This is a genomic window from Devosia sp. P2_G7, from assembly GCF_056403495.1.
Genome location: NZ_JBFUFI010000005.1, coordinates 198,109 through 213,564, shown reverse-complemented (window position 1 = coordinate 213,564; position 15,456 = coordinate 198,109). Strand labels below are relative to the sequence as shown.

Sequence of the window (15,456 nt, the reverse complement as noted above, 5' to 3'; positions counted from 1 at the left end):
CGCCGAACGTTCCGCACTCGAGGATTACCATGCCGCAAGATGCCGCCGCCCTTCGCCAGACGCTTTCACTTGCGCCGGTGATCCCGGTCATCGTGCTCGACGACGTCTCGGCGGCACGTCCGCTGGCCGAAGCGCTGGTCGCCGGCGGTTTGCCGGTGTTGGAGGTGACGCTTCGCACTCCGCACGCGCTGCAGATCATCGAAGAGATGGCCAAGGTGCCCGGCGCCGTCGTCGGTTCGGGGACCGTGCGCTCGCCGCTGCAGATGGGACATTCGGTCGACGCCGGCTGCCAGTTCATGGTGTCGCCGGGCGCTTCGCCGCGCCTGCTCGAGGCGGCCGAGGAGCACGCCATCCCGCTGCTGCCGGGTATCGGCACGCCAACCGAGGCTATGACGGCGTCGGAACATGGTTACTCGTTCCTTAAGTTCTTCCCGGCCGAGGCGCTGGGCGGGGTGAAGGTGCTGAAGGCCTATGCGAGCCCGCTCGCCGACATCACGTTCTGCCCGACCGGCGGTATCGATGTGGCGAAGGCGAGGGAATACCTGGCGCTGCCGAATGTCATCTGTGTTGGCGGTTCCTGGATCATGCCGGCGGATGCGATCGCGAACAAGGACTGGAAGCGGATCGAGACGCTGGCGCGCGAAGCCGCGGCGCTGAAGCAGGGCTGAGATCTCTTGCCTTCTCCCCCTGTGGGAGAAGGTGCCCGAAGGGCGGATGAGGGGTTGTCTCCACGCACCCCGACCGCTCCTCGTTACACTCGGATCGCGCGACGCGAGCGTCGCGGACCCCTCATCCGGCCTGTCGGCCACCTTCTCCCACAAGGGGAGAAGGCGATCACGGAGATGGCGGTGCCAAAGAACGCGACCATCGGCCTCTCCCATCTCCGCATCACCCTGTCCGAGAGCTTCTACATCGGTCCCGGCCGCGCAGACCTTATGCAGTTCATCGCCGAAACGGGCTCGATCTCCGAGGCGGCGAAGCGCATGGGCATGTCGTACAAGCGGGCCTGGGGGCTGGTGCAGGCGCTGAACGAGGGGTTCGGGGCGCCGCTGGTCGAGGCATCGCGCGGCGGGAATGCTCAGGGGGCGTCGCTTACCGAGGCGGGGCGCGAGGTGCTGGAGCGCTATCGCGGCATGCAGGAGGCGACGCGCAAGGCGATCGCCCGTGATGTCGAGGCGCTGGTTGCGCTGCAAGGCGATATGTCCGAGCGAAAATAACGCTTGCTGGCTGGCTCTCGCGTTGGCACAACCATCGATATCCCCATTTGGACATATCGAGGGCTTCATGCGTCGGATCACAGTTCTGCTTGGCGTCAGCCTGCTTGCGCTCACCGGCGCTCCGGCCTTTGCCGCCGACGTCAGCGCAGCGGTGGCTGCGAACTTCACCAAGCCGGCCGAAGAGCTCGGCGCGGCCTTCACCGCAAAGACCGGCGACACGGTGACCTTCAGCTTCGGCGCCACCGGGGCGCTCTACACCCAGATCAGCCAGGGCGCGCCGTTCGAGGTGTTCTTCTCGGCGGACAATAAGCGGCCGAAGCAGGCGGTGGCCGAGGGCTTTGCTGTCGATGGCACGGTGTTCACCTACGCCGTGGGCAAGGTGGTGCTTTATTCGCCGACACTCGACCTCACAGATGGGGCGGCCGTGCTCAAGGCCAGTGCGTTCCAGCACCTGTCGGTCGCCGATCCCAAGACCGCGCCCTATGGCGCCGCGGCGATGGAGACGCTCGACAAGCTCGGGTTGACCGAAGCACTGACGCCGAAGTTCGTCACCGGCGAGAACATCAGCCAGGCGCTGCAGTTCATCGACACCGCCAATGCCGAGCTTGGCTTCGTGGCGCTCAGCCAGGTGATCGAGAGGCCGGCGCCGCAGGTCTGGCGCGTGCCAGCCGAGGATTACGCGCCGATCCTGCAGGACGCGGTGCTGCTGAAGGCCGGCGAGGCCGATCCGGCGGCGGCCGCCTTCCTCGAGTTCTTGAAGGGCGACGAAGCCCGCGCCATCATCGAGAAATACGGCTACGAGGTTGGCTCGATAGATTGAGGGATGTGGGATGCTGAGCGCCAGTGAGATCGTCCAGCCCGTTGGGCTGACGCTGACGCTGGCGTTCATCGTCACCGCCATCCTGCTGGTCATCGGTACGCCGATCGCCTGGTGGCTCTGCCGCACCCGCTCCCCGCTGCAAGCTCCGATCGCGGCGGTAGTGTCGCTTCCGCTGGTGTTGCCGCCCACGGTGCTCGGGTTCTACCTGCTGCTGGCGTTCGGGCCGAACGGGCCGGGCGGCTTGCTCGCGCCGCTCTGGGGGGCGCGGACGCTTGCCTTCTCGTTCGAGGGGCTGGTCATCGCTTCGGTGATCTATTCGCTGCCCTTCATGGTCCAGCCGCTGCGTACTGCGTTCGAGGCGGTAGGCGACGATCCGCTCGAGGCAGCGGCGACCCTCGGCGCTGGGCCGTGGAAGACGTTCTTCCGCGTCGTCCTCCCCCTGTCGCGGGCGGGCTATCTCACCGGCGCGATCCTCACCTTTGCCCACACGGTTGGGGAGTTCGGCGTGGTGCTGATGATCGGCGGCAATATCCCGGGCAAGACCAAGGTGCTGTCGATCGCCATCTACGACTATGTCGAGCGGCTCGAATGGGGCAACGCCCACATCCTCGCTGCCGGCATGGTGGTGTTCGCGTTCGTGGTGATCACGGCGGTGATGCTGATCGACCGGCGGGTTGGGCGGGTGGTCGGCTAGTCCCCGCCATCCGCCAACACGATGTCATTCCCGCGTAGGCGGGAACCTAGTGGGATGCTTCAGCACAAGCGGGCGTGGAGAGATCGCACTGGGTCCCCGCCTTCGCGGGGATGACGCCGTGGGGGGCAGTCCGAGGTCGCTCTAAGGCAGCCGCAGCAGTTCCACGAAGCGCTTCAGCGCCTTGCCCAGGCCCTTGCGCTTCTTCTGATCCAGGTCGGCGAACAGCGCTTCCTCGAGTTGCTCCCAGTTCGCTGCCAGCACCTCGCGGATGCGTGCTCCGCGCTCCGTCAGGGCCAGGCCCGGCACCAGGTCCGGACCGATGGCCTGGCGGGCCACGATGTCCCGCTCGATCAGCCGGTCGAGCCGCGGCTGCAGGGCTTCCGGCTCCAACCCCAGTTCCTCGGCCAGCGCCGCCTCGCTCGCCCCGAGCTCGGCGTGCAGCACGAAGATCACGGCATCGTCGCCGGCTTCCAGCCCGCGGTCGAGCAGCGGCACCAGCAGCGCCTTGTGGGCGAGCTGGCCAGCTTCGATCAGCCGGTAAAGCGTTGAGCGGGCTTCGGGTTTGGTCATGGGTGGATAGATAGACTTCAGGATGGGTTCTAGCGACATGGGACCCAGTCTATCGTTAATCGGTAAACGACCAAGGGGCGGCATTGTTCACCCTATGCAGATGACTTAAGCGTGGAGAGCGTGTTCGGGTGGAACGCGCTTCAGTCTACACATTTCAGGTCAGCAACGCATGAGCCAGGACCTCGCCCGCATCCGGGCTTTCGTGCAGGTGTTCGATGCCGGTGGCTTTTCCTCCGCGGCGCGGCAGCACGGGCGCTCCAAGGCGCTGCTGTCCAAATATGTCACCGACCTCGAGGATTATCTCGGCGTCCGGCTGATGAACCGGACCACCCGCAAGCTAAGCCTCACCGAAGCCGGCGAAGCCTATTACCGCGAGGCGAGCCAGCTGCTGCAGCAACTCGACGATCTCGACGCGACGATCTCCGATCAGACCGCGGAGCCGCGGGGGCTGGTGCGGGTATCGGCGCCGCGCAATCTCGGCGAAACCACGCTGGCGCCGGCGATCTTCGCGTTCATCGCCAAGAACCCGCTGATGTCCGTCGATCTGCGGCTCGAGGATCGCTACGTCGATCTCGTCGAGGAGAGCGTCGACGTGGCGCTCCGCATCTCGACGCTGGCGGATTCCTCGCTCATCGCCCGCAAGATCTCGGACATGCGGCATGTCATCTGCGGTTCGCCGGAATTGGTGAAGCGCGTGGGGTTGCCGACCTCGGGCGAGGCGCTGCGCAACATGCCCTGCGTGCTCGATACCAACATGCCGTCGCACAGCTCCTGGCGCTTCATCGAGGATGGCAAGCCCCTGTCGGTGCACGTGTCCGGTCCGGCACGCGTAAATTCACCTGTGGCGGCCATGCAGGCGGCGCTTGCCGGCCTTGGCTTCGCCGTATTGCCGACCTACCTCGCTGACCCGCATATCGCCGAAGGGCGGCTGGTGCGCGTGCTCGAGGACCGGATGCCGGAAGGCCCCAGTCTGCAGGCCGTTTACCCGCACCGGCGGCATCTTGCCGGCAAGGTCCGCGCGCTGATCGACCATCTGGTCGCCTGGTTCGCCGACAACCCGGTTAAGTAGATCTAGGCAACGGGGCAGGGGCGTCGATGGCGGGTTTGTTGCGCAAGCTGGCGCTGGCTTCGGCAGCCGCTTTCGGTTTCGTCGGCGCCGCCCAGGCCCACCCGCATATCTTCATCGATGCCAAGGCGACCATCGTCTTCAACGACGCGGGCGAACTCTCCGAGATCCGCAACGCCTGGACCTTCGACGAGGCCTTCTCGGTCTGGCAGATCCAGGGCCTCGATACCAACAATGACGGCATCACCTCGTCCGAGGAGATGCAGGAGCTGGCCGACGAGAACATCAAGGGGCTCGGCGAGTACAACTTCTACACCTCCGCCGGCGAGACAGCTGCGTCCATACCGTTCACCTCGACCGGCCCCGGCAAGTTCGAGTTCCGGAACAACCGCTCGACGCTGAGTTTTTCCATCGCGCCGCAGCAGCCGTACCGGATCAAGAACAAGCTCGAGATTGCCATTGCTGACCCCGAGTACTATGTGGCGATCGCCTTCAATGCGCCGGCCGATGTGACGTTGGAGAACGCTCCGGCCGGGTGTGCCGTGCACATGGAGCCGCCGCGCGAGCTGTCGCCCGACCTGCAGGCGCGGCTGTTCGACCTGTCGCCCGACGTGACGCAGTTGCCGCCCGATCTCGAAGCGGCGGTACGCGGATCACAGGGCGCCATCGTGCTCGATTGCGCCGGCGCCGCGCCGCCCAAGGAAGCGGCCACCGCTGTCGAGGCCGTAACGCAGGTGGCCGAGGCCAAGCCGGCGCTGCCGTTCGGAGGCCCGCCGCCCGAGCCGGGGTTCAAGCTGCCCAAGACCGGCTTTCTCGGCTGGGTTTCGCAGATGCAGTCCGATTTCTACCAGGCGCTCACGGCTGCGCTGGGCAAACTCAAGACCGACTACACCGCGTTCTGGGTGCTGGGCGGGCTGAGCTTCCTCTACGGGGTGTTTCACGCCGCCGGCCCGGGGCACGGCAAGGTGGTGATCGGGTCGTACATGCTGGCCAACGAGCGGCAGGTGCGGAGGGGCATCGGGCTGAGCTTTGCCGCGGCGATGATGCAGTCGCTGGTGGCGGTGGTCTTCGTCGGCGTGGCGGCGGCGATTCTCGGGCTATCGAGCGTTGCCATGAACCACGCCGTCGGCTGGATCGAGAAGGCCTCCTATGGGCTCGTCGCGCTGCTCGGGCTGTGGTTGATCGCGCGAAAGCTGTTCGGCTGGGGCGGCCACTCGCACGACCATGGCCCCGATCTCACCGCCAAGGCGCACCAGCATCTCCACGCCGGCGAAGCGCCGAAGCACGCGTTGCTGAGCGAGCGAGGCCAGAGCTTCAACTTCCGCTCCAGCCTGCAGCCGGCGGATGGCCCGCGGCTCGATGCGCATGGCCGGGTGCCGGGCGACGCGCATTACGGCCACGACCACGGCGATCACGGTGACGATCACGACCATGGCCATCATCACGTGGTGACCGCCGAGCAAACCGGCGGCGATTGGCGCGAGCAACTGGGCGTGGTGCTCGGTGTCGGGCTGCGGCCCTGCTCGGGGGCGCTGGTCGTGCTGGTGTTTGCGCTGAGCCAGGGCATCCTCGCGGCAGGTATCGCTGCGGTGTTCCTGATGGGCCTCGGCACGGCGATCACCGTGTCGGCGCTGGCGGTGCTGGCCGTCGGCGCCAAGGGTTTTGCGCAGCGCTATCTCGGCTCCGAAGGCAAGATCGGCGGCCGGCTGGTCTGGTGGGCTGAACTCGTCGGCGCGCTGGTGGTGTTTGCGTTCGGCGCAGTGCTGCTGCTCGCCAGTTTCTGAGCCTGCCGCGACACCCTTGCACTTGTGTTCGGGGCGGCCCTGACTATGTTGCGCGCCAACAACGTTTTCAAGCTACAGGCCAGCCCATGGCAACCGGACTTCCTGCCGGACACCCCCCGATTGCGACGCCGAAGGTCGGGGTGCTGCTGCTCAATCTGGGCACTCCCGATGGTACCGACTACTGGTCGGTGCGTCGCTATCTCAGCGAATTCCTCTCCGACAAGCGCGTCATCGAGGCATCGCCGTGGATTTGGCAGCCGGTGCTGCAGGGCGTGATCCTCACCACCCGGCCGCAGAAGAGCGGCGCCAACTACGAGCGCATCTGGGACAAGGAGCTGGACGAGAGCCCGCTTCGCGTCATCACGCGCAAGCAGGCGACCAAGCTGCAGGAGCGGCTGGGCAAGAACATCGTGGTCGAGTTCGCCATGCGCTATGGCAACCCGTCGACCAAGTCGGGCATCGATGCGCTGCAGGCCGCCGGATGCCAGAAGATTCTCCTCGCGCCGCTCTATCCGCAATACTCGGCGACCACCACGGCGACCGCCAACGACAAGGCGTTCGATGCGCTGAAGACGATGCGCTGGCAGCCAGCGATCCGTACGCTCCCGGCCTATTTCGATGAGCAGGCCTATGTCGAGGCGCTGGCGCAGAGCATCGCCGATGGCGTCGCAGCCCTGGATTTCACTCCGGACCTGATCCTCACCTCGTATCACGGCATGCCGGTCGAGTACCTCGAGAAGGGCGACCCGTACCATTGCCAGTGCCTCAAAACGACGCGGCTGGTGCGCGAGCACCTGGGCTGGTCCGAAGAAAAGCTGAAGGTGACGTTCCAGAGCCGGTTCGGGCCGACCAAGTGGCTCGAGCCCTACACCGACGCGACACTGATGGCGCTGCCCGGCCAGGGGGTGAAGCGCGTCGCCGTCGTGGCGCCGGCCTTCTCCGCCGATTGCATCGAGACGCTAGAGGAAATTGCCATCACCGGCCGCGAGCAATTCGAGCACGCCGGCGGCGAGCGCTACGCCTACATCCCGTGCCTCAATGACAGCGAGCTGGGGATGGGCATGCTGGAGAGCGTGATCCGCAGGGAACTGCAGGGCTGGGTTTAGGCTCGTTGGTGCCCGATGCTCGGGCGGCCCGCCAACCGGTGGGCTGTGGGACGCTCAGTATGCCAAGTCAGAGCTTCAGATCCTTCAGCGGCCCCGCCACCGCCTCCACCATGCCCTTGGTGATCGACTGGGTCAGGTCGAAATATCCCACCCACGGATCCGGCTCCTGCGCCTTGGCCGCGGCGGCTTCGATCTCGAACAGGTTGGCCGCCTTGATCGTCTCGAGTTCATCCCAGCCGACCGGCACGGCGCAGGGCGCGTTGGGGCGGGCGCGGGTGGAGAACGGGGCGATCGCGGTCGAGCCGCGCTCGTTGCGCAGGTAGTCGACGAACATCCGGCCCTTGCGCTCGACCTTGCGGATGTTGGCGGTGAAACTGTCGGGCTCGTTGTCCTCGAGCTTTTGCGCGAAGGTGCGGCAGAACAGCTTGACCAAAGGCCACTCGGTCACCGGTTTCAGCGGTGCGATGACGTGGATGCCCTTGCCGCCAGTGACCATCGGGAAGCTCTTCAGCCCCCATTCGCCTAGCACGTCGCGGATATGGATGGCGGCCTGGCGGGTCACCTTGAAGTCGAGGCCCTCGTCCGGATCGATATCGAAGATGATGCGGTCGGGCTTTTCCAGGGTATCGATATGGCTGCCCCAGATGTGGAACTCGAGCGTCGACATCTGCACGCCGGCGACGATGCCGGCGAGGTCGTCGACATAGAAATGGTCTTCCCGTTCGCTTTCCTTGAGCTCGATGGCGACGCGCTTCATCACATCGGGAAAGCCGCCGGTATCGTGCTTCTGGAAGAACGGCTTGCTGCCGCGCGGCACGCGGACGAGGCTGAGCGCGCGTTTCTCGATATGGGGCAGCATGCGCTCGGCCACGGCATCGTAATAGGCGACGAGTTGGCCCTTGGTAACGCCGCCGTCCGGCAGCGCCTCGCGGTCGGGGCTGGTGAGCCGCACGCCGAGCCGCTCGGCCACGGCTATTCCCATGTCGTCGGTGAGCTTCATGGGCTTGAGCTTAGCCGCTGATTTCCGCTTTGTCGCCACGGGCTTGGGCGCCTTGGTTTCCAGTTTCACTTCGCGGGCGGGCTTATCCTTCCTGAGTCCGACGAAGGACGGATGACGCAATACTCCGTCGGGGGTGAACTCCGTGAAGTCGACTTCAGCGACCAGTTCCGGCTCGATCCATTTCGCCCGGCGCGAGATATCGCGCGGCACGGTCTCGAAGGCCGGGGTCTTCCGCGCCCGCTTGTCCATCTCCGCCTGCAATTCCGCGGCGCTCTTCGCATTGAAGCCGGTGCCGACGCGGCCACGATAGACCAGCTTGCCGTGCTCCCACGTCCCCAGCAGCAGCGAGGCGAAACCCTTGTGCTTGTCCGATGGCCGCCAGCCGCCGATGACGAATTCCTGCCGGTTGGTGCATTTGATCTTCAGCCACGTGCGGGTGCGCTCATGCCGGTAGGGCGCGTCGGCAAGCTTGGCGATCACCCCCTCCTGGTGTGCCTCGCACATCGCCTTGAACACTTCGTCGCCGTGTCCGCGCACGTGATCGGAGTACTGCACCTCGGCATGCTGGTTCACCCTGCCAATGAGCTTCCGTAGTCGCTCCTTGCGCTCCAGCAGCGGCAGCTTCTCGAGGCTCTCGCCGTCCTGTTCGAGGATGTCGAAGACGAAGTAGACCAGCGGTCCGCCGCTCGACAGCGCGTCCTTCAGCGTCGAGAAGTCGGTGCGGCCGTCCTTGAACGAGCAGATTTCGCCGTCGAGCAGTACGGAGCCCTTGGTGAGCTTGGACAGCGGCTCGACGAGGCGGCCGAACTGCGTCGTCCAGTCGTTGCCGTTGCGGGTGAAGAGCCGCACTTCGGGCCCGGCGACCGAGGCGATGCAGCGGTAGCCGTCGAACTTCATCTCGAACAGCCAGTCGTTACCGCTGGGGATTTCCTCTACCAGCGTCGCCAATTGCGGCTCGCGGAAATCCGGCAGTGCCACAGCCTTGCCGCCCGTCCACACCTTGGCGTTCGAATCCCCCTTGGCTTCTGCCTTCGCCGCCTTCTTGCGCGGCTTATTGCCCTTGGCGATGCCGGAGAGGTCGCGGCCGGTTTCGACGCTGGTGGTGAACTTCTCGGTGAGGCCATCCGTGTCGGTGGAGTGGTCGTCGCGGTGCTTGATCAGCAGCCAGTTCTCGCGGGTGCCGTTCTTCGTCTTGTTGTCGCGGCCCTTCATGTGGACGAGCACCCATTCGCCCTTCATGCGCTTGCCGTTGAGTCGGAATTTCAGGTCGCCCCCATCGAGGCCCTCGTGCGGATCGCCGACGGGCTCCCAGGTGCCTTCGTCCCACAGCATCACCGTGCCGCCGCCATATTCGCCTTCGGGAATGGTGCCCTCGAAGTCGCCGTAGTCGAGCGGATGGTCCTCGACCCGTACGGCCAGCCGCTTGTCGGCGGGGTTGGTGGATGGTCCCTTGGTGATGGCCCAGCTCTTGAGCACGCCGTCGAGTTCGAGGCGGAAGTCGTAATGCAGCCTCGTGGCATCGTGCTTTTGCACCACGAAGCGCAGCGGCTTGCCCTTGGCGGCGCGCTTCGCCTTCTTGCCGGAGGGTTCCGAGGTTTTGGCGAAGTCGCGCTTCGCCTGGTAATCCCTAAGCAATTCGCTGGGGGTGGCAGACATCTCAGCTCGCCTTCTTGCGTGGGGTGGCCTTGGCCAGCGCCTTGGACTTGCTGGCGCTGCCGCCTTCGAGACTCTTCTTCAGCGCGGCCATCAGGTCGACGACGTTGTCGCCGCGGGGCGAGCGGCTTGGCTCTTCGACATCGGTGGTGATCTTGCGGCCCTTCGATTTCAGCTTCCGGCCAATGAGTTCACGCAAGGCCGCCTGGTAGTGGTCCTTGAAAGCCTTAGGGTCGAACTTCTCGGTCTTCTTCTCAATCAGTGCCGTCGCCACATCGAGCAGGTCCTCGTCGCTGGATTTGGCCGGAATGTCGGAGAAGAAGCTGTCGGACTTCTTCAGCTCGTCCTCGTAGTGCAGCGTTTCGAGCAGGATGCCCTTGCCGCAGGGCTTGATCGAAACGAGGTATTCCTTGCCGCGCAACGCCAGTTGGCCCAGCCCAACCTTCTTTGCCTTGCGCAGTGCATCGCGCACGACACGGAACGCGTCCTCGGCCAGTTCGTCAGCGGGGGTCAGGAAGTAGGGCGTGTCAAAGTACATCGGCGGGATCTCGTCCTCATCGACGAATTGCACCAGCTCCAGGGTCTTCCGCGTCTCCAGCTTCACCGCATCGATCTCGTCATCGGTGAGCAGGACATAGTCGCCCTTCTCGTACTCGAACCCCTTGCGGATCTCGTCTTTCTCCACCGGGCCGACGCCATCGACCACCTTCTCGTAGTGGATTGGCTTGCCGGTCGGTTCGTGGATCTGGCGGAAACTTGGCTTGGCGCCAGATTTCGTGGCCGTGAACATTTCCACGGGAATCGAAACGAGAGAAAGGCGTAACTGGCCTTTCCAGATTGGACGGGTGGCGGGCATGGTCTCAACTCGCGAACGATTGGTCGATCATTCAACGGCATTTGCCGCCCGAGTGTTCCCACCGGCTAGCGATGGATAAAGACCAACCAACATTGCGCCGACTCCGCCCCGCACATACATATTTCGCAACGGGCCGGGCACGTGGAAGGGGACGAGGCATGGACTTTCTGGAACTCGATGGGTTGAGCCTGACGCTGATCACGCTGGGCGTGCTCGCCGTGCTGGTGCTGTTCGCCGGCGCCAAGGTGGTTCCACAGGGCTATAACTACACGGTGGAGCGGTTCGGGCGGTATATCCGCACGCTGAAGCCGGGCCTCAGCCTGATCATCCCGTTCATCGACGGCATTGGCCGCAAGATGAACATGATGGAGCAGGTGGTTGATGTCCCGCACCAGGAAGTCATCACCCGCGACAACGCCACGGTCACCGTCAATGGCGTGAATTTCTACCAGATCCTCGATGCCGCGGCCGCTGCCTATGAAGTGGCGCAACTGGACCTCGCGGTGCAGAACCTGACCATGACCAACATTCGTACGGTCATGGGCTCGATGGACCTCGACCAGTTGCTGAGCAACCGCGACGAGATCAACCAGCGCCTGCTCAAGGTGGTGGACACGGCGGTGTCGCCCTGGGGCCTCAAGATCACCCGCATCGAAATCAAGGACATCGATCCGCCCAAGGACCTTATCGACTCGATGGGCCGGCAGATGAAGGCGGAGCGCGAAAAGCGCGCGCTGATCCTCGAAGCCGAGGGCAAGCGGCAGGCCGCGATCCTCCAGGCCGAGGGGCAAAAGCAGAGCCAGGTGCTCGAGGCCGAGGGCCGGCGCGAAGCGGCGTTCCGCGATGCCGAGGCGCGCGAGCGTTCGGCCGAAGCCGAAGCCAAGGCGACGCAGGTGGTGTCGGACGCCATCGCGTCGGGCAACGTGCAGGCGATCAACTACTTCGTTGCCAATAACTACATCAAGGCGCTCGAAGCGCTTGCCAAGTCGCCGAACCAGAAGGTGCTGATGCTGCCGGTCGAAGCGGCCAGCGTCATCGGCGCCATTGGTGGCATCGCCGAGATTGCCCGCGAAACCTTCGGCGCCGAAAAGCCGGCGACGCGGCCGTCCAGCGGCCGCCCGCCGTCCACCACGTAACCCACGCGAACCCAGGAGGCAGACATGCAGGTCCTCGACTTCATCGCCACCCACGGCGCGTGGTCATGGATAGTGGCGGGATTGGTTCTCCTGGCGCTCGAGCTGGTGGTGCCCGGCGGTGTGCTGGTGTGGCTCGGCGCCGCGGCGCTGATCACCGGGCTCGGCGCGCTGTTCATCGACATCTTCTGGCCGCTGCAGTTCGTGATCTTCGGCGTCCTGGCGCTGGTCAGCATCTGGCTGTGGCTCAGGTTCCGCGGCCCGGGCGTGGTGTCCGACCGGCCGTTCCTCAACCAGCGCGCCAACCGCTTCATTGGCCACGAGGCGGTGCTCGACGAACCAATCCGCGATGGCTTTGGTCGGTTGTCGCTCGATGACACGGTGTGGCGCGTGCAGGGCCCCGATCTCGCCGCCGGTTCGCGCGTGCGGATCGTCGAGGCGCACGGGGCGCTGTTGAAGGTCGAAGCCGCCTAGGGCCTAAGGTCCACCGGCACCGGCGGCTTCTCGAATTTCAGCAGGATCGAGACGCGTTGGTTGGCGCTGAGATAGGGGTCGTTCGGAAAGAACGGATCGGTGGCGCCGCGACCGGTGACCGATCGCAGCCTGTCCGGTGACAGGCCGAATTCCTCGAGGATCTGCCGCACCACGTTGGCGCGGTCAAAGCTCAGCTCCCATTCGCCATAGCGCGGGTTGTCGTAGGTGCCGCCGGCCGAGGTGTGCCCGGTGATCTCGATCTGGTTTGGCAGCTTGTTGATCAGTGGCGCCAGCGCGGCGATGGCCTTGCGGGTGATCTCGTAGGGATATTTCGAGCCCTCGGGGAACATGGCGCGGCCCTGCTGGTCGGCGATGACGATGTTCAGCCCGTCCTCGGTGTTCTCGACGATCAGGTTGTCCGCCAGCGCGGTGATGTCGGGCTGGTCCTGCCAAGCCTGCTTCAGGCTGGCCGCGGCCAGCGCATACTGGGCCGCACGCTCAAGGGAGGTGCGCTCGTCGGCGAAAGTGTTGGCTTCCTGCCCCTGGCTTTGATTTTCCTGCTGGTCTTCGGTCGCGAACTCGGTATCGGCCTTGGTCTGGGTGGTTGCGACGCTCTTGAGATAGTCGCGCTCGGGATTGCCCTGCCGCTCGATCATGCCGGTCATCTGCGAGAACGGCTGGATGCCGAAGGCGTCCTGCACGGAGCCGGCCGCCATGTTCAGCTTTTCCTGGTCTTGCACCGAAAAGCTCAGCAGCATGACGAAGAACGCCATCAGCAGGCTCATCAGGTCGGCGAACGAGATGACCCAAGCGCCGCCATGGCCGCCGCTGCCGATGGCCTTCTTGCGGTGGATGGCCATCACGCGGCTTCCAGCAGTTTTTCGCGGGTATGCAGCGGCAGGAAGCTCGCCAGCTCGTCGCGGATGGTGTTGGGGCTGCGGCCCTCGCGGATCATCACGAGCGCCTCGATGATGAGGCTGCGGTTGGTGCCCTCCTCGGTGGCGCGGTTGGCCAGCTTGTCGGCGATAGGGAGCGCGAAGACGTTGGCGAGCACCGCGCCATAGAGCGTGGTCAGCAGGGCGATGGCCATCCCGGGGCCGATCTTCTTGGGATCGTCCATGTGGCCGAACATCGAGACGAGGCCGATCAGCGTGCCGACCATGCCCATGCCGGGCGCGGCTTCGCCGAATGCCTTGAATATCTTGTGGCTTTCCTCGATGCGCTCGTAATCGAGATCGCGCTCGCGCTCCAGCGAAGCGCGGATGGCCTCGGCCGAGAAGCCGTCGGCGATCATGCGGACGCCGCGCTTGAAGAACGGATCCTCGACCTGCACGTTCTCGAGCGCGATCGGGCCCTGCCGCCGCATCGTCTCGGCGATCTCCGCGATCTGGTCGATGAGGTGGTTGGTCGAGACGTGCTTGTAGAACAGCACCGACTTGAAGCCATTGACCGTGCCATTGGCAAAGCCGGCCATCGTGTAGCGCGCCATCACCGCCATGATGCCACCGCCCACCACGACGACCGTCGCCAGCAGGTTGATGAAGCTCATGGGGCTTGAGCCTTCGAGCAGGATCGCGCCGAACAGCATGGCGAAGCCGCCAACGATCCCGATGAGGGTTGCGATATCCATAGTCGTGAGCCCCGACGCTGCAAATATAGGCTAAAAGCCGAGGCCTATCCTGACCCCCACCGAATAATTCCCATTTAAGAGCAAGGGTTAACGGGTGGTTTTGTGATTGGCGGCCGGGCTGGGGCAAGGCTTCCTTAACCATAAGCTGCAAGGGTTCGTTGAGGATTATCCGGCGGGACGCTGCAGCTGATGGGAACGAGGAGAGCCGGCATTGTCGCAAGCGCCACGGCGCTGGCGCTGCTCGTCGTCCCCACCATGGCGGGCGAGTTCAACCCGCTGGGCGATGGATCGGGCACCAACAATGCCGACCTGACCCGCGACCCCACCGCCGACTGCGACAATTGCCGCGCCACGCCGCCCTATGAATGGGGCGACGCGCCGTTCGATCTCGACTGGAGCCTCGGCCTGCGTGGTGGCATCACGGATGATGGCAGCGAGCAGACCTACCAACTGATCGCACTGCCGAGCTTCACACTGCGGCACGAAACCATCCGCGGCGGCTATGATGTCGGACTGAAGGGCGAGCTCACCTACGACCTCGATGGCACCGCGCGCATCGACTCGATCACCGGCACGGCGGGCGGCGAGTACGAGCTCGATGCGCTGACCACGCTGGCCGGCCGGGGCAACCTCATCGTGTCGCAGGACGATCCGGACGCGCCCAACGTTGCATCCGAGCCGGTGGTGATCTCGGGCGATGGCGAAGTCAGCGCATCGCGCGACCTCGGCGCGTTCAATGTGGCAGTGCGCGGCCGCGCAAGCCGGGTGGTCAATGGCGAGACCGTCTACGTCGACAATTCGACCAGCGACAACAGCTTCCAGAACACCACCGGTTACGGTGCGGGCGCCCGCCTCGGTTATGAGCTGACGCCGGGCCTCGTCGCCTTCGTCGATGCCGAGGCCGACTACCTGACCTACGACCAACCGTCGCCGAGCCTCCTGGTCAAGCTCGACAACGTCACCTATGCGGGTCGCGCCGGGCTCAGTGCCAAGTTCAACGAAACGCTCGAACTGGAAGGCTCGCTCGGGCTTGGCTACAGCGATTTCGCCGATAGTTCGCTCTTGGATTTCTCCGCTGTGCTCTACGACGCCAAGGCGACCTTCCGGCCTCACGAAACGCTGACGCTCTCCGGCACTTTCTCGACCACCATCTCGTCGCCTGGCACCACTTCGGGCGCGACGTCGAAGCTCACCTACGCAGCGGTGGGCGACATCAGCTACCAGGTGAACCCGTGGCTGCGGCTGCGCGCCGACGCGCAGTGGAGCGAGGCGCACTACCAGGGCATCGACAACGACGAGTACAAATGGGGTTTTGGCGCGGGAGCGGACTACCTGCTCAACGAGCACATCGACCTCACGGCCGATTACAGCTTCCTCAGGACCGAAAAGACGCCGGCCCCGGCCACCGATGAGCACCAGGTGACCGTGGGGGTCACCTTCCACAAGTAATCGC

At 65.0% G+C, this 15,456-nt stretch carries 15 protein-coding genes; 10 read left to right on the top strand and 5 right to left on the bottom strand.

The features are described from left to right. The first annotated feature begins 29 nt into the window (after positions 1-29). The 4 genes from eda (at position 30) to modB (ending at position 2,731) form a co-directional block, all read left to right on the top strand. Complete coding sequence (gene eda, locus AC1DWU_RS10615) at positions 30-668, top strand: bifunctional 4-hydroxy-2-oxoglutarate aldolase/2-dehydro-3-deoxy-phosphogluconate aldolase (RefSeq protein ID WP_477149940.1); 639 nt, start codon at positions 30-32, stop codon at positions 666-668. A gap of 180 nt (positions 669-848) precedes the next feature. Further along, positions 849-1,217 (top strand): winged helix-turn-helix domain-containing protein, encoded by a 369-nt coding sequence (locus tag AC1DWU_RS10610; protein WP_477149939.1) that lies wholly within the window; start codon positions 849-851, stop codon positions 1,215-1,217. Between the two features lie 67 nt (positions 1,218-1,284). Beyond that, positions 1,285-2,037, top strand: coding sequence for a molybdate ABC transporter substrate-binding protein (gene modA, locus AC1DWU_RS10605; protein WP_477149938.1), 753 nt, complete (start codon positions 1,285-1,287; stop codon positions 2,035-2,037). A 10-nt stretch (positions 2,038-2,047) separates the two neighbouring features. Beyond that, positions 2,048-2,731 carry a molybdate ABC transporter permease subunit gene (gene modB / locus AC1DWU_RS10600; protein WP_477149937.1) on the top strand — a complete coding sequence of 228 codons (684 nt, stop codon included), beginning with the start codon at positions 2,048-2,050 and terminating at the stop codon, positions 2,729-2,731. Positions 2,732-2,872: 141 nt separating this feature from the next. Here the strand turns inward: modB and AC1DWU_RS10595 are convergent, their stop codons facing one another. Then, positions 2,873-3,301, bottom strand: a complete 429-nt coding sequence (locus tag AC1DWU_RS10595) for a hypothetical protein (RefSeq protein ID WP_477149936.1) — start codon at positions 3,299-3,301, stop codon at positions 2,873-2,875. A 169-nt stretch (positions 3,302-3,470) separates the two neighbouring features. On the opposite strand from AC1DWU_RS10595, the gene AC1DWU_RS10590 reads away from it, so the two are divergent. The 3 genes from AC1DWU_RS10590 to hemH all read left to right on the top strand — a co-directional run bounded on the left by AC1DWU_RS10590 (position 3,471) and on the right by hemH (position 7,257). Next, entirely contained in the window at positions 3,471-4,370 is a 900-nt protein-coding gene (locus AC1DWU_RS10590; RefSeq protein ID WP_477149935.1) for a LysR family transcriptional regulator, read from the top strand. A 26-nt stretch (positions 4,371-4,396) separates the two neighbouring features. Further along, a complete protein-coding gene (locus AC1DWU_RS10585; RefSeq protein WP_477149934.1) occupies positions 4,397-6,151 on the top strand; it encodes a HoxN/HupN/NixA family nickel/cobalt transporter in 1,755 nt (584 codons plus the stop codon). Positions 6,152-6,237: 86 nt separating this feature from the next. After that, positions 6,238-7,257, top strand: coding sequence for a ferrochelatase (hemH, locus tag AC1DWU_RS10580; protein ID WP_477149933.1), 1,020 nt, complete (start codon positions 6,238-6,240; stop codon positions 7,255-7,257). Between the two features lie 67 nt (positions 7,258-7,324). On the opposite strand, the gene ligD is transcribed toward hemH, so the two are convergent. Both ligD and ku read right to left on the bottom strand, forming a co-directional pair. Next, on the bottom strand, positions 7,325-9,913 hold the full coding sequence (gene ligD, locus AC1DWU_RS10575; RefSeq protein WP_477149932.1) for a DNA ligase D: 2,589 nt from the start codon (positions 9,911-9,913) through the stop codon (positions 7,325-7,327). 1 nt (position 9,914) lies between these two features. Beyond that, positions 9,915-10,766, bottom strand: coding sequence for a non-homologous end joining protein Ku (gene ku, locus AC1DWU_RS10570; protein WP_477149931.1), 852 nt, complete (start codon positions 10,764-10,766; stop codon positions 9,915-9,917). Between the two features lie 158 nt (positions 10,767-10,924). Between ku and AC1DWU_RS10565 the strand changes: the two genes are divergently transcribed. Together AC1DWU_RS10565 and AC1DWU_RS10560 are read left to right on the top strand one after the other, a co-directional pair. Beyond that, complete coding sequence (locus AC1DWU_RS10565) at positions 10,925-11,902, top strand: SPFH domain-containing protein (protein ID WP_477149930.1); 978 nt, start codon at positions 10,925-10,927, stop codon at positions 11,900-11,902. A gap of 24 nt (positions 11,903-11,926) precedes the next feature. Then, a complete protein-coding gene (locus AC1DWU_RS10560; RefSeq protein ID WP_477149929.1) occupies positions 11,927-12,373 on the top strand; it encodes an NfeD family protein in 447 nt (148 codons plus the stop codon). Here the strand turns inward: AC1DWU_RS10560 and AC1DWU_RS10555 are convergent. Next, positions 12,370-13,233 carry an OmpA/MotB family protein gene (locus AC1DWU_RS10555; protein ID WP_477149928.1) on the bottom strand — a complete coding sequence of 288 codons (864 nt, stop codon included), beginning with the start codon at positions 13,231-13,233 and terminating at the stop codon, positions 12,370-12,372. The genes AC1DWU_RS10560 and AC1DWU_RS10555 overlap by 4 nt on opposite strands. Beyond that, positions 13,233-14,003 (bottom strand): motility protein A, encoded by a 771-nt coding sequence (locus AC1DWU_RS10550; RefSeq protein ID WP_477149927.1) that lies wholly within the window; start codon positions 14,001-14,003, stop codon positions 13,233-13,235. Before AC1DWU_RS10550 ends, AC1DWU_RS10555 begins: the two co-directional genes overlap by 1 nt. 189 nt (positions 14,004-14,192) lie before the next feature. Between AC1DWU_RS10550 and AC1DWU_RS10545 the strand changes: the two genes are divergently transcribed. Then, entirely contained in the window at positions 14,193-15,452 is a 1,260-nt protein-coding gene (locus AC1DWU_RS10545) for an outer membrane beta-barrel protein (RefSeq protein WP_477149926.1), read from the top strand. Positions 15,453-15,456: the final 4 nt, after the last annotated feature.